General features: G+C 50.9%; 13 protein-coding genes. 6 read left to right on the top strand and 7 right to left on the bottom strand.

The window, feature by feature from the left end; genetic code table 11:
- Positions 1-107: 107 nt before the first annotated feature.
- Both cmoA and cmoB read left to right on the top strand, forming a co-directional pair.
- The gene (gene cmoA / locus EO763_RS12430) at positions 108-851 is read left to right on the top strand and encodes a carboxy-S-adenosyl-L-methionine synthase CmoA (protein ID WP_010306764.1); all 744 of its coding nucleotides are present in this window, start codon (positions 108-110) and stop codon (positions 849-851) included.
- The gene (cmoB, locus tag EO763_RS12435) at positions 848-1,834 is read left to right on the top strand and encodes a tRNA 5-methoxyuridine(34)/uridine 5-oxyacetic acid(34) synthase CmoB (RefSeq protein WP_010306768.1); all 987 of its coding nucleotides are present in this window, start codon (positions 848-850) and stop codon (positions 1,832-1,834) included. Before cmoA ends, cmoB begins: the two co-directional genes overlap by 4 nt.
- Positions 1,835-1,990: 156 nt before the next feature.
- On the opposite strand, the gene cutC is transcribed toward cmoB, so the two are convergent.
- The gene (gene cutC, locus EO763_RS12440; RefSeq protein WP_161529136.1) at positions 1,991-2,749 is read right to left on the bottom strand and encodes a copper homeostasis protein CutC; all 759 of its coding nucleotides are present in this window, start codon (positions 2,747-2,749) and stop codon (positions 1,991-1,993) included.
- A 409-nt stretch (positions 2,750-3,158) separates the two neighbouring features.
- Positions 3,159-3,707 (bottom strand): VOC family protein, encoded by a 549-nt coding sequence (locus EO763_RS12445; RefSeq protein WP_161529137.1) that lies wholly within the window; start codon positions 3,705-3,707, stop codon positions 3,159-3,161.
- Positions 3,708-4,362: 655 nt separating this feature from the next.
- On the opposite strand from EO763_RS12445, the gene argS reads away from it, so the two are divergent.
- Positions 4,363-6,093 carry an arginine--tRNA ligase gene (argS, locus tag EO763_RS12450; RefSeq protein ID WP_161509382.1) on the top strand — a complete coding sequence of 577 codons (1,731 nt, stop codon included), beginning with the start codon at positions 4,363-4,365 and terminating at the stop codon, positions 6,091-6,093.
- Between the two features lie 175 nt (positions 6,094-6,268).
- Here the strand turns inward: argS and murJ are convergent, their stop codons facing one another.
- From murJ to rimJ, 4 genes are all read right to left on the bottom strand, one after another.
- Complete coding sequence (gene murJ, locus EO763_RS12455; RefSeq protein WP_039505354.1) at positions 6,269-7,804, bottom strand: murein biosynthesis integral membrane protein MurJ; 1,536 nt, start codon at positions 7,802-7,804, stop codon at positions 6,269-6,271.
- Between the two features lie 127 nt (positions 7,805-7,931).
- Positions 7,932-8,927, bottom strand: a complete 996-nt coding sequence (locus EO763_RS12460) for a Gfo/Idh/MocA family protein (RefSeq protein WP_208851952.1) — start codon at positions 8,925-8,927, stop codon at positions 7,932-7,934.
- Between the two features lie 25 nt (positions 8,928-8,952).
- A complete protein-coding gene (locus tag EO763_RS12465) occupies positions 8,953-9,591 on the bottom strand; it encodes a YceH family protein (protein ID WP_161530385.1) in 639 nt (212 codons plus the stop codon).
- Between the two features lie 9 nt (positions 9,592-9,600).
- Positions 9,601-10,185, bottom strand: coding sequence for a ribosomal protein S5-alanine N-acetyltransferase (gene rimJ / locus EO763_RS12470; RefSeq protein WP_010306801.1), 585 nt, complete (start codon positions 10,183-10,185; stop codon positions 9,601-9,603).
- Between the two features lie 315 nt (positions 10,186-10,500).
- Between rimJ and mdtH the strand changes: the two genes are divergently transcribed.
- From mdtH to EO763_RS12485, 3 genes are all read left to right on the top strand, one after another.
- Positions 10,501-11,706, top strand: a complete 1,206-nt coding sequence (mdtH, locus tag EO763_RS12475; RefSeq protein WP_161529138.1) for a multidrug efflux MFS transporter MdtH — start codon at positions 10,501-10,503, stop codon at positions 11,704-11,706.
- Between the two features lie 183 nt (positions 11,707-11,889).
- On the top strand, positions 11,890-12,537 hold the full coding sequence (gene grxB / locus EO763_RS12480; RefSeq protein ID WP_161529139.1) for a glutaredoxin 2: 648 nt from the start codon (positions 11,890-11,892) through the stop codon (positions 12,535-12,537).
- A 199-nt stretch (positions 12,538-12,736) separates the two neighbouring features.
- Positions 12,737-13,303 carry a lipoprotein gene (locus EO763_RS12485; protein WP_044204882.1) on the top strand — a complete coding sequence of 189 codons (567 nt, stop codon included), beginning with the start codon at positions 12,737-12,739 and terminating at the stop codon, positions 13,301-13,303.
- A 57-nt stretch (positions 13,304-13,360) separates the two neighbouring features.
- Here the strand turns inward: EO763_RS12485 and EO763_RS12490 are convergent, their stop codons facing one another.
- Positions 13,361-13,942, bottom strand: coding sequence for a TorD/DmsD family molecular chaperone (locus tag EO763_RS12490; RefSeq protein ID WP_161529140.1), 582 nt, complete (start codon positions 13,940-13,942; stop codon positions 13,361-13,363).
- Positions 13,943-13,978: the final 36 nt, after the last annotated feature.

The following is a 13,978-nucleotide window of genomic DNA, read 5'->3' on the forward strand; positions in this document are numbered from 1 at the left end:
TTCGGGTGACCGAATGAAGCCAACGCACATGCAACTTGAAGTATGACGGGTATAGCGTATTCTGCTAGAATACGCGCCTCTTTATTACTCTCAGTGCACTTTCTGCCATGCCAAACCGCGATATGCTTTTTTCTGTGCCAATTGCCAATTTAGGCGATTGGACATTCGACGAACGCGTTGCCGACGTATTCCCCGATATGATCCAACGTTCTGTACCCGGCTATTCCAACATCATTTCGATGATTGGCATGTTGGCAGAACGCTTCGTCCGCCCGGATAGCCACGTTTACGATCTAGGATGCTCGCTGGGCGCCGCCACGTTGTCTATGCGACGCAATATTCATGTCCCAGATTGCAAAATTATCGCGGTAGACAATTCTCCGGCAATGGTGAAACGCTGCCGCAGCCACATTGACGCTTTCCGTTCCGATACACCCGTCGAGATTATAGAAGCCGATATCCTGAACATTGATATCGAAAATGCGTCTATGGTGGTGCTGAACTTTACCCTTCAGTTTCTGGAACCTTCCCAGCGTCAGGTGCTCATCAAGCGTATTTATCAGGGACTCAATCCCGGCGGCGTGCTGGTGCTCTCAGAGAAATTCAATTTTGCAGACAAAGACGTCGGTGAATTGCTGTTCAACATGCATCTCGATTTCAAACGGGCAAATGGCTACAGCGAGTTAGAAATCAGCCAGAAGCGCAGCATGCTGGAAAACGTCATGCTGACCGATTCAGTAGAAACCCATAAGGCTCGACTGGCAGATGCCGGTTTTGAGCACAGCGAGATTTGGTTTCAGTGTTTTAATTTTGGCTCGTTATTAGCCGTGAAAGCAGAGGAAAAGGCGTGATCGATTTCGGCAATTTTTACCAGCAAATCGCAAAAGGCCCACTCAGCCACTGGCTTAACACGCTGCCTTCACAGCTCAGCAGTTGGCAGCAGGAATCTTTGCACGGTAAGTTCAAACTCTGGTTTAACTCGCTGGAACATCTCCCGTCGTTAACGCCAACGTCCCTGGATTTGAACGACAGCGTCACGGCACGCATGGAGCCCGATATTTCCGTCGGCCAGCGTGAAGGCATTGAAAAGCTGCTGCGTAACCTGATGCCCTGGCGTAAAGGCCCTTTTTCGCTTTACGGCGTGGATATCAACACAGAATGGCGTTCTGACTGGAAATGGCAGCGCGTTCTCCCGCATATCAGCCCGCTGAAAAATCGCCTGATTCTGGATGTAGGCTGCGGCAGCGGCTATCACCTGTGGCGGATGGTTGGTGAAGGTGCCACGATGGCAGTCGGTATCGATCCCATGCAGTTGTTCTTATGCCAGTTCGAAGCCGTGCGTAAGCTGCTCGGCAACGATCAGCGAGCGCACGTTCTGCCGCTCGGCATTGAGCAACTCCCCGAACTTGCTGCGTTTGACACCGTGTTTTCTATGGGCGTGCTGTACCACCGTCGCTCCCCGCTCGATCACCTGTGGCAATTGAAGAATCAGTTGGTGGAAGGTGGCGAACTGGTGCTGGAAACGTTGGTCATTGAAGGCGATGAAAATCAGGTGCTGGTACCAGGAGAACGCTACGCACAAATGCGCAATGTGTATTTCATCCCTTCTGCCGCAGCTTTGACAACATGGCTTGAGAAATGCGGGTTCGTTGATGTCCGCGTCGTCGATATCTGCACCACGACAACGCAGGAACAGCGTCGGACTGACTGGATGATCACGGAGTCGCTGGCTGAATTCCTCGATCCTGAGGATCCAACGAAAACGGTGGAAGGTTACCCCGCACCAGTACGTGCCGTACTGGTTGCCCGTAAACCGGGCATCTACCAGCCCTAAATTACTGCGCTAGACAAAAAAAGCCCCAGCAACACGCTGGGGCTTGGTACTTGCCATGCACACCTGATGGTATGCGGCGCGGCAAAATTGAAGAATGACGATGTGGTGTTGAGAACAACGCTGTCGCTCTACCTCCGCACCGTAAAATTCTTTACGTCATGACACGTACTGCATTTCACGGTCCGGGCTGACGACCCGCTTCATTGCTTCTACCACATCACCATCCACGCAATACTGGCTAAACTCATCTAATTCCGTATCAGAGCACATTGACACGCCAATTTTGCGATAGCGCATCGGAGAGGGTGTCCACTGGCCTGCGGAACTGTGTAGTTCCCGGATACCGGCCTGCTGAAATTTGTGCACGTTAGTCAAGCGCACGCCGGAACCCGCCATAATAATTGGACCGCGACTGGCCTGTGTTAGTTCACGTAATAATCGCAACCCATTTTCCGCCGTCTGCTGCTGCCCGGAGGTCAATATGCGCGACACACCAAGCTCAGTGAGCTGTTCCAGTGCAATGTATGGGTTCAGACACATATCGAACGCGCGATGAAAGGTCACCGCCATGCCTTGAGCCGCCGCCATGATTTCGCGCATTTTGGGCAAATCAATGTGCCCTTCCTCGTTGAGCGCACCGACAACAACGCCGGGAAACCCCATCTCACGAATCTGTTCAATGTCGTATTTGATGGCAGCAAATTCCGTCGCGCTGTAGCAAAAATCGCCCCCTCGCGGGCGAACAATCGGGTGAACAGGAATCGTGACCTTTTCACGCGCGCCACGCAGCGCACCATAGGATGGCGTTAACCCGCCTTCTCGCTGTCCTGCACAGAGTTCAATCCTGTCAGCCCCAGACTGCGCTGCTGTCATCGCGCAATCAACGCTATAACAGCATACTTCCAGTTTCGTCATCGCTGCTCCTCCATGTAAACTCCCAGACTACTTTTCTTAATTATCGAAAAATCGACGAATCATCACGCCGATTAAAGTAATAACTATGGCATTCGCATTCATATCGTGAGGAGACAGGAGTCACAATGAACGCGATACAGTGCCGAAATAAACATGACATAAACCACAGTTTTATTAATCTGTTCTATACCCGTCATACTTCAAATTGCAGGTGCGTTGGCTACGTTCACTCACCCGAATCACTTACTTGTGTAAGCTCATCGGGATGCCCTCGCTTGCCGCCTGCCTGAAACTCGAATTATTTAGGGTATACAGTAAAAGAAAATGGCATCAATAACGTGGCACACCATTTTATCGTTCCGCCAATGTTATCTTTCTGATTACGCTACATACGAGCCATACGTTATTTTTATAGCGTCGACATTTCGCTTGCGACCACATCGCGTATATCACATGGATGAAACTTTATTGTCACTTTCCCGTTGGTTACCGCCAGCGTCGGATTAGGAATTCGCTCTTTTTCGCCTTGCGGAGAACTGAATTTAAGCTTGATGCCCGGCGTGCGCAGCGCATCATCAGACAAACAGGCCAGCGCACGTTGATGCAGCGTTTCTGCCTCACCAGGCAGCACCAGTTCCACATGCTCCCATCCTTCATGCGGATAATGCTTTTTCCCCGGCCATGGTAGCTCGATACAGGTAATCTGCCAGGGGCCGACCGCAATGGCATTGTTCAGAATAAACAAGCAGATTGTGCGGCCATTGATCGGATTTTCAGACAGCAGACTGCCAGACTTTAGCAGCGCCGCTTTCCATGATTCAGCCGTCGTATTCTGATGACAGCGCAGCGAAATATGGTCCGCATGAAATGCGCCTAAATCCAGCCGTAGCACATCAGCCAATTCCTGTAACTCCTGCTCAAAACGCGCTAAATCCGTTATCAAATCATCGGGTAACATATCGGGTAACACTCCTCGCGGCATCTCACATTATCAATAACCATTTACATAGTGAGAATATCACACCCGTGACGCATCCTAATTAAATTCTATTTTTCTCCATGTACATTTATTTACACCTTCATTACGTGAAACGCATTAAATGCAAAGAAAAGGTAACGATGCTGTTTGATTAATAAACGGAAATGTTTTTTACCAAGTGTAAGTTGCGATACTTCTCGCAATCTATTCTGGGAGGAATCTTAAATAAAGCGGCCCCCATTGAACGCCGAAAAGAAAACGTATAAATTAAGAAAACAAATAATAACGCAGAGATATCACCATGGTTTTACTCATTATATCCATCGCACTTATCGCTATTGCGGCATATGCTATTTTTCGTCATTTTAAAACCAGAGACTCGCATAAAATTGGTGCAAATAGTCGGTCAAAAAAACGTTAAGATCGCGATTTGATTTATTTTTATTCTACCTAAAACTACTTTTTCTTTTTTGTCGTGTTCTCCTTATCTTTTTTTTATCTCGTTCCCTCTTCTTTAATCTCCCGCTGTCTGGGTGTTTTTTCACCTGAACATCCCGTTGCCTCGCCCCGTCTGCTGACGAGGAAAGGCAAATATGGTATAAGCAAGGCTTAATTTTTTATTTAAGGTAAACCGGTGAATATTCAGGCTCTTCTCTCCGAAAAAGTCAGCCAGGCGTTAACCGCCGCGGGCGCGCCAGCAGACAGCGAAGCTCAGATTCGTCAGTCGGCAAAAGCACAGTTTGGTGATTATCAGGCCAATGGCGTCATGGCCGTGGCAAAAAAACTGGGCATGCCGCCGCGACAATTGGCCGAAAAAGTCGTCCAACTTTTGGCGCTGGAGGGCATTGCGGAAAAAACAGAAATCGCAGGCCCGGGATTTATTAATATTTTTCTCGATAAGCAGTGGGTTGCGAGCCAGGTTGAAAACGCCCTGAATGCACCAAAACTGGGTTTAACCCCAGTTGAGCCTCAAACGATCGTAATTGACTACTCTGCCCCTAACGTCGCGAAGGAAATGCACGTCGGTCACCTGCGCTCAACCATCATTGGTGATGCATCGGCCCGTACGCTGGAGTTTTTAGGCCACAACGTGATTCGTGCGAACCACGTTGGCGACTGGGGTACGCAGTTCGGCATGCTGATCGCCTACCTTGAAAAAATGCAAAACGAAAGCGCCAGCGAGATGGATCTCTCCGATCTTGAAGCGTTCTATCGTGAAGCGAAGAAACACTACGATGAAGATGCCGATTTCGCCGAACGCGCGCGCGCTTACGTGGTGAAATTGCAGGGTGGTGATGAGTATTGCCGTCAGATGTGGCGCAAGCTCGTCGATATCACCATGACGCAGAACCAGATCAACTACGAACGCCTCAACGTCACACTGACCAAACAGGATGTTATGGGTGAAAGCCTGTATAACAGCATGCTGCCGGGCATCGTTGCCGACCTGAAAGCAAAAGGTCTGGCGGTTGAGAGCGAAGGCGCAACGGTTGTTTTCCTTGATGAATACAAAAACAAGGAAGGCGAACCGATGGGCGTCATCATCCAGAAAAAGGATGGCGGCTACCTCTACACCACAACAGATATCGCCTGCGCCAAATACCGTTATGAAACCCTGAACGCCGATCGCGTGCTTTACTACATCGATTCTCGTCAGCATCAGCATTTGATGCAGGCTTGGACTATCGTGCGTAAAGCTGGCTATGTGCCTGATTCTGTCAGCCTCGAACACCACATGTTCGGCATGATGCTGGGCAAAGACGGTAAGCCATTCAAAACGCGCGCAGGCGGAACGATCAAGCTGTCCGAACTATTGGATGAAGCCTACGATCGCGCCCTGAAGCTCATCGCAGAGAAAAATCCACAGATGGAAAGCGATGAGTTAACCGCGCTGGCGAAAGTGGTTTCTATCGGCGCGATCAAATACGCCGACCTGTCGAAGAGCCGCACGACGGACTACGTTTTTGACTGGGACAACATGCTGGCGTTTGAAGGCAACACCGCGCCTTACATGCAATACGCCTATACGCGCGTCGCGTCTATTTTCAAGCGTGCAGCTATACAAGAAGACAGCTTAACGCAGCCGATTACGCTGAGTGATGAGCGTGAATTTGCACTTGCTACGCGTCTGCTGCAATTTGAAGAAACCATCACTTCCGTCGCCCGCGAAGGCACACCGCATGTGATGTGTAGCTACCTGTACGATCTGGCGGGCCTGTTCTCCGGTTTCTACGAGCACTGTCCGATTCTCAATGCCGAAAGTGATGACGTTCGTCAAAGCCGTCTGAGATTGGCACTGCTGACTGCGAAAACGTTGAAGCAAGGTCTGGATACACTGGGCATCGAAACCGTCGAGAAGATGTAATTCTCCATCGACTGAAAACTTATTTATCTATCGATTGAAAGCAAAAACGCCATTGGTGACAAACCAATGGCGTTTTTTTATGACGAACATCCTTGTCCGTCACCCTGAGGGCCGTTGCTGTGCAACGTTGAAAAACGTTCCCTACGTTTTTTTATTCCGCAATGGCGTCGCGTTGTCACACGCTACGGCGGGCGAAATCCCGAGGACGGAATCCCAACAGCGCCAACGTGGCAAAATAGGAACCCGCCCCTGCGACCACGACCAGCAACAAGCGCAGAATACGCATTGTCATATTGCCGTCATCCCACGCGGGCATCCACCACAGCATGCCCAGTAAAACCAGCGACATCACAATAACGGCAGCAAGCAGGCGAACCAGAAAACTCCGCCACCCCGGCAGCGGCTGGAAAATATCCTGCTTACGCAGTTGCCAATACAGCAGTCCGGCATTCAGGCAGGAGGCTAGACCGATAGACAACGCCAGACCAGCATGTTGCAGCGGTCCGATAAAGATCAGGTTCATCACTTGCGTCAGGATCAGCGTGACTATCGCTATTTTGACCGGCGTCTTGATATCCTGCCGAGAATAAAAACCGGGCACGAGTACTTTGACAACAATCAGTCCCATCAGTCCGACCGAGTAGGCAATCAGCGCACGCTGGGTCATCAGCGCATCAAAGGCGCTAAATTTGCCGTACTGGAACAGCGATACGGTTAAGGGCTTAGCCAAAATGCCTAATGCCACGGCGCTCGGCAGCGCCAACAAGAAACACAGGCGGAGCCCCCAATCCATCAGACGGGAGTATTCGTCATGATTGCCACTGGCAAAACTCTTCGCCAGCGACGGGAGCAGGATCGTCCCTAACGCCACGCCCAATACGCCGGAAGGAAACTCCATCAGGCGGTCGGCGTAATACATCCATGACACCGCCCCTTCGCTGAGGAAGGAAGCAAAAATGGTGTTGATGATGAGCGAAATTTGGCTCACCGAGACGCCCAGAACCGCAGGCCCCATCAGCTTCATGACGCGCCAGACGCTCGGGTCACGCCACTTCAAACGCGGCAATACCAGCATGCCAATCTTTTTCAGATGCGGTAGCTGATAGCCGAGTTGCAGTAAACCGCCAACCAATACCGCCCAGGCCAGCGCCATCACCGGTGGATTAAAATACGGGGCGGCAAACAGCGAGAAACCAATCATGCTGACGTTAAGCAATGTCGGTGCAAACGCAGGCACCGAGAAACGGTTCCAGGTATTTAGCACCGAACCGACCATAGAGGTCAGCGAGATCAGCAGGATGTAGGGAAACGTGACTCTTAATAGATCCGAAGTGAGTTCAAAGCGCTCTGGCGTCGCGGCAAAACCGGGAGCGGTCACCATGATGACCCACGGTGCAGCGACCATCCCCGCCACGGTGACTAACGCCAGAATCAGCGTCAACATACCGGAAACATAGGCGAGGAAGGTTCGCGTAGCTTCGTCGCCCTGCTGACTTTTGTATTCGGCCAGAATCGGCACAAAAGCCTGTGAAAATGCGCCTTCCGCGAAAATTCGTCGGAGCAGGTTAGGCAGTTTAAACGCCACAAAGAAGGCGTCCGTCGCCATACCTGCACCAAAAATACGAGCGACGATCGCATCGCGCACAAACCCTAAAACGCGCGATAGCATGGTCATAGAACTGACGGCAGCCAGTGATTTAAGTAAATTCATCCGATTATTTTCTGAACGGTTCAGGACCGATTATTAACCCGTTGAGGGCATCCTGATTGCGAGGTGCGACTAGTCTACGCATTGCGCGTGTAATAGCTACCGAACATTGTCATAACCGTCGAACTTTTCAGCTTTTTCTCAGCAATTGTTCAATCATGCGCTGGGACAGCAATGCCTGGTTACCTGATGTTTCCGCTGGTTTCCGTTGCTCAATGGCTGTGATGAAATGCTGTACCGCACCGACAAATCCGCGTTGTTCTAGCGTGGTTTGCCAGGATGGTACGGCCGGGCGGACCGTTATTCCTTCGCGATCTTCACGCCATTCACGCATCTCATCGACCTGATATAGCCCACCATGCGTGACGGCCTGAACCCATTCCCGCTGGCTTCCCGCATGACGGTGCATGCTCGTCGTCACCTGACAGCCGCCGCTCTGGAAATGGTGCTCGGCATACAGCAATTGGCCGTCCGCATTCGTATGCAACACACCATCAATCAGTTGAGCATCGCCGCCCGCCAGCCAGAGTGCGGTATCCACCACGTGCAGATAATCGTCGAGCAGAGTAAAACGGACATCCTGCGGCCCCACGCCATTAATACGGTGTTTATCCATACGCAAAGAGGCCGGCTGATCCAGCCGCTGTTTTAGCTGCTGATAGCACGGTGCGAAACGGCGATTAAAGCCAACCATCAGAATTTTTTGTTGTTGCGCCGCCAATTCGACCAGCGCTTCCGCCTGCTCCAGCGTCTCTGCCAGCGGTTTATCCACATAGACATTGACACCCGCGTTAAGCAACTGGCTCACAACGGAAAAATGGCTGGCAGTACTGCTATGAACGAAGACCGCATCGCACTGTGCTGCCAGTTCATCCAGCGCCGAGAAACTCGTCATCCGATAGTGCTGACAAATTCGCTGCGTCTTTTGCCGATCGGGAGAAAACGCGCCGACCAGTTCCCAGCCCTCAGCCTGACTGAGAATAGGCAAATAGGCTTTCTGCGCGATAGATCCCAGCCCAACGACGCCGATACGGGGACGTCGGGCGGAGACACTCGGTTCTGAAATACTATTTTCTGAAATGCTATGTTCTGCAACACGTTCCGCAGACGTAAACTGGGGGGTCATGACGCATTTTCTCCCTGATACAGATTCATTGCGCTAACAGCACGGCAAGCTGACGTTTGAGTTCAGCAACCTCTTTTTCTAACGCCTCAACACGCTCGGCTAGCGGTGAATTGTCACTTGCGCTGTCCGCTTCGGGAGCAATAATCTCACTGACCTCGCCGCTGAAAAGATGCTGATAGCGGCTTTCTCGTTTCCCTGCTTCACGCGCCAACCGGACGACAAATGGCCCATCCTCACGCTGTTGCAACTGTTCAAGGGTAGACTCGGCTTCACCAACATCTGAAAATTCATACAATCGGGCCGCACGCGTACGCAACTCGCCCGGCGTCTGTGGGCCGCGCAGCAGAAGCGTCGTCACCAGTGCCACTTCCGCAGGTGAGAGTTTCAGGTCACCAAATTCAGAATTGCAAAAACGATGTTCATACTTCACCACTCGATTACCAAACCCGCTGAGCGTGCGCAGGAAATGCTTCTTCACGAGTAAATCCAGCGTTTGCTGAACCTCGCTGTCGCTCAGTTCCATCACGGGCTCTCGGTTGGTTTTTTGATTACAGGCCGTGGTGATGCCGTTTAACGACATCGGGTATTGATCCGGCGTAGTGATCTGCTTTTCCAGCATGCAACCAATCACGCGGGCTTCACGAGCATCCAATTGGTATTTCATCATTTTTCCTTAACGCGGAGACTTCCACTCGGCGTTGGTCAGCGCGGTTAATACATGATCCTGCCATTTGCCATCAATGAGCAGATAATTCTTCGCATAGCCTTCACGTTCAAACCCCAAACGCGCCAGTAAATTCCCACTACGCTGGTTATGCGGCATATAATTAGCCATGATGCGATGCATATGCTGCTGACGCTGCATATAACGTACAGCCGGTTGCAGCGCTTCATACATCAGCCCCTGCCCCTGCCATTTTTGGCCGAGTGAATAGCCCAGATAGCACGCGTGAAACGATCCCCGCAGTACGTTGCTGAAATTCGCCACGCCGTACACTTCGTTTTCATTCTGATCCAACAGGAGGAAGTAATAAGCGCTGCCCTGTTTATGCATATCGTTAATCACGCTCAGCCGCGCCTGCCAGCCTGATGGATAGCAATGGCTCGCGTCTCTTACGGGTTCCCACGGCTTAAGAAAATCACGGTTTTCAGAATAGTATTCGGCCAGACGCCATGCATCGCGTTCATGGGCCAGACGCACCACCAGCCTGTCAGTTGTCAATTGCACTCTTGCTGGCGTTGAACGGTAGCCAAACATTTTTCCCCCTGCCTCTCCATGTTATCGATAAGTAAAATTCATCGCCGCTGAAAAAGTAACTACTCTGTACAAGCAGAATATATCGGTATTTCCGATAATCCTTACTATAACCACATAAATTCAGAGACGTAAAATCCCCGTCGCCGAGTTATTGCGCAGTTGATTCAGTAAAGCCATTTTTTCTCGCCGAAATGCTACTCACATAACGTTAAATCGATAAAAAAATATTATCCAACAATAGGCTATACCAAAGTCGAATTAGAGTACAAAATAGTCACGTCTGTTATTTTCCTCTTTTCTTCGTTGTGGTGAAACATGCCTCTGATGTCGCAAGCTCGGAGCTTGGGTAAATATTTTTTATTACTCGATAATATGCTGGTGGTTTTGGGATTCTTCGTTGTCTTTCCCCTTATTTCCATTCGTTTTGTCGACGATCTCGGCTGGGCCGCATTATTAGTCGGTATCGCATTGGGATTGCGCCAGTTTATTCAGCAAGGGCTCGGTATTTTCGGCGGGGCCATTGCTGACCGTTTTGGTGCCAAACCGATGATTATTACCGGGATGCTGCTACGCGCCTCCGGTTTTGTGTTCATGGCAATTGCCGATGAACCTTGGCTGCTCTGGTTGTCTTGTGCGCTATCCGGTCTTGGCGGCACACTATTCGATCCGCCGCGTACCGCACTGGTCATCAAACTGGTTCGTCCGCAGGAGCGTGGGCGTTTTTACTCTCTGTTGATGATGCAGGACAGCGCTGGCGCCGTTATCGGTGCCCTCATCGGTAGCTGGTTGCTCCAGTATGATTTCGAGATCGTCTGCTGGGCGGGCGCGGTCATCTTTGTGCTTGCCGCTGCACTCAATGCCTGGCTACTGCCAGCCTATCGCATCTCGACGGTCAAGACGCCAATACTGGAAGGTCTGACACGTGTTATTCGCGACCGCCGTTTCCTGATGTATGTGTTAACGCTGACGGGCTACTACATGTTAGCCGTGCAGGTTCTGTTGATGTTGCCCATTATGGTCAACGAAATCTCCGGAACGCCATCTGCGGTGAAATGGATGTATGCCATTGAAGCGGGGCTGTCGCTAACGCTGTTGTACCCTATCGCCCGCTGGAGCGAGAAGCGCTTCCAGCTGGAACAACGCCTGATGGCGGGGCTTTTCATTATGTCCGTCAGTATGTTCCCGATCGGGATGACAACAGAACTGCAAACCCTGCTGCTGCTGATCAGCCTGTTTTACGTAGGTTCGATTATTGCCGAACCTGCGCGTGAAACCTTGAGCGCTTCGCTGGCAGACTCCAGAGCCAGAGGCAGCTATATGGGTTTCAGTCGACTTGGGTTAGCGCTCGGTGGCGCGATTGGTTACAGCGGCGGCGGCTGGTTATTCGATACCGGACACGCGCTGAATCAACCGGAACTACCGTGGTTCATGCTAGGCACCATCGGGTTCCTGACGTTAGCCGCACTCTATTGGCAATTCAATCAACGCCGCATTGAGCCCGCCATGCTGGGTGGTCATTAATCTGAATTTTACCGGCGAGTTTGATCTCGTCGGTAAAGCCCTTCTATACTTTCCTAATACATTCAAACAATTGTTATCGTCGTGGGCCTTCTCGCATACTCGACTTATCTTGTTTGATAATGGGTTACACGCTGGGTCGCACAACGGCCTTTGTCTATACCTTGTTATATTAGGAGACGACGTATGAAGCTCTACATTTACGATCACTGTCCCTACTGCGTTAAAGCACGCATGATCTTCGGTCTGAAAAATCTCCCTATCGAACTGCAAATACTGGCGAATGATGACGCTGCGACGCCAGAGAGATTGATCGGCCAGAAAATGGTGCCCATTCTGCAAAAAGACGATGGCAGCTACATGCCAGAAAGCATGGACATCGTTCATTACATCGATAATTACGACCGCAAACCGCTGCTGACTGGTTCAACTAATCCGGCCATCGCCGCCTGGTTGCGTAAAGTCACCGAGTATACGCCGCGTCTAATTATCCCCCGCTTTGCTCAGGCAGCCTTTGAAGAATTTGCATCCGCTTCAGCCCGACACTATTTCGTCAATAAGAAGGAAGCCCAGCTAGGCAATTTCGCTGACCATCTGAGTCATTCACAGGGGCTGATTAAGAAATTGAACAACGACTTACAGGATCTGGATCCGCTGATTGTTCAGCCAAACGCCTGCAACGGCGTGCTATCAACGGACGATATCAACCTCTTCCCGCTGCTACGTTCGCTGTCCATCGTTGCGGGGGTTACCCCTCCTTCCCGCGTTGCGGACTATCGGGATAACATGGCGAAACAGACTCAGGTCACGCTACTCAGCAGTCTGGCAATCTAACCGTTTAGTTTCACTCCGCCGCTTCATTCTGAAGCGGCATCATCGGCCATTTCAGTGCTATCCTATTGTTTACCCTGCGCATCAGGCGCACGCTGCCCGTGCAGAATCGTGTTGATGGTTCACATACAGAGATCGTTCATGTGAATAGACTACCGTAGGAATGAATTGTGCGCGTAAATAGCATCAAGAGGTCAGAATAATGAAAAAATCAGGATGGATGGCAGCGGCCGCAGTGCTGCTTGCTTTTACACTCAGCGGCTGTAATAAACTCACGCAATACACGCTCAGTGAGCAGGAAGTGAATGAGTACCTGCAAAAACACAACGATTATCAGAAACAGTTGGGCGTGCCCGGCGTGGTGGATGCCCATATCGTGTTGACTGAGCTATCCAGCCAGATCGGTCGGGCAGAACCGGGGAAAGTTACCCTGACGGGCAATGCGAAGGTCGATATTTCGTCCCTGTTGGGCAATCAGGCTGCCGACATGAAGCTTACGCTGAAAGCACAGCCGGTATTTGATAAAACGCAGGGCGCGATTTACCTGAAAGACATGGAACTGGTTGATTACACCGTACAGCCAGAAAAAATGCAGACGGTAATGAAAACGCTAAGCCCGTATCTTAACCAATCGCTAAAAAGCTATTTTGACCAAAAGCCAGCTTACGTGCTGAATGCGGATAAGAGCACAACGGAGTCGATGGCGAAGAAGATGGCAAAAGGCATCGAAATCAAACCTGGCCAGATCGTCATCCTGTTTACTGACTAACGCTGACTCGCCGATAGCATACTCAATGTTTGCTATCGGCATCGTCGGTCTACCGTATTACGCTTCTGCTTCAGACTCGTCGTCGTCTTCTTCGCTTTCGCCCAGCTCATCCCGCATGGCTTCCAGCGCTTCGCGGCACACTATCGCCAGTGTGCGATAAAATGCAGTGGTGGCGTGGCTTTCCACCTTCCCGAGGAAACGATCGCTCCACGGTAAGAGATATTCATCAAACAGGGTAATCTGTGCCGCCGTTTCGTCTTCTTGTGCCTGATCTTCCAGCCATGATGCGGCAAGCAACAAGCTACCAAAATGCCCAACCACACCACCGTCATTTAACGGCATGCCGCGCTGTTGCAAAAAGGTACGAATTTCCGCGTCATCAGCATCACTTTCATAGGACGAACGCAGCGGTGACACTGAGCCATTGTCACTATCGAACAGCGCCTGATAATCTGCCGCCATTGCGGGCAAATCTAGACCCTTTTGCAAACGCTCCAACAACGCATCCTGCTCTAACGGCCAGTGTTGCGCCAGTTTCCCTTCCTTAATCAGCGTGAATAGCGGCGTCAGCAAAGGATCCTGCGGCTGGCGATAAAACAGTGTGCCCAATAGGCGGCACACAATAGAAAACTCGTTCATTCATAATCCTGTTTATTTTTAAGTGACATTGCTTTA

It is taken from the genome of Pectobacterium odoriferum (assembly GCF_009931295.1).
Taxonomy (GTDB): domain Bacteria; phylum Pseudomonadota; class Gammaproteobacteria; order Enterobacterales; family Enterobacteriaceae; genus Pectobacterium; species Pectobacterium odoriferum.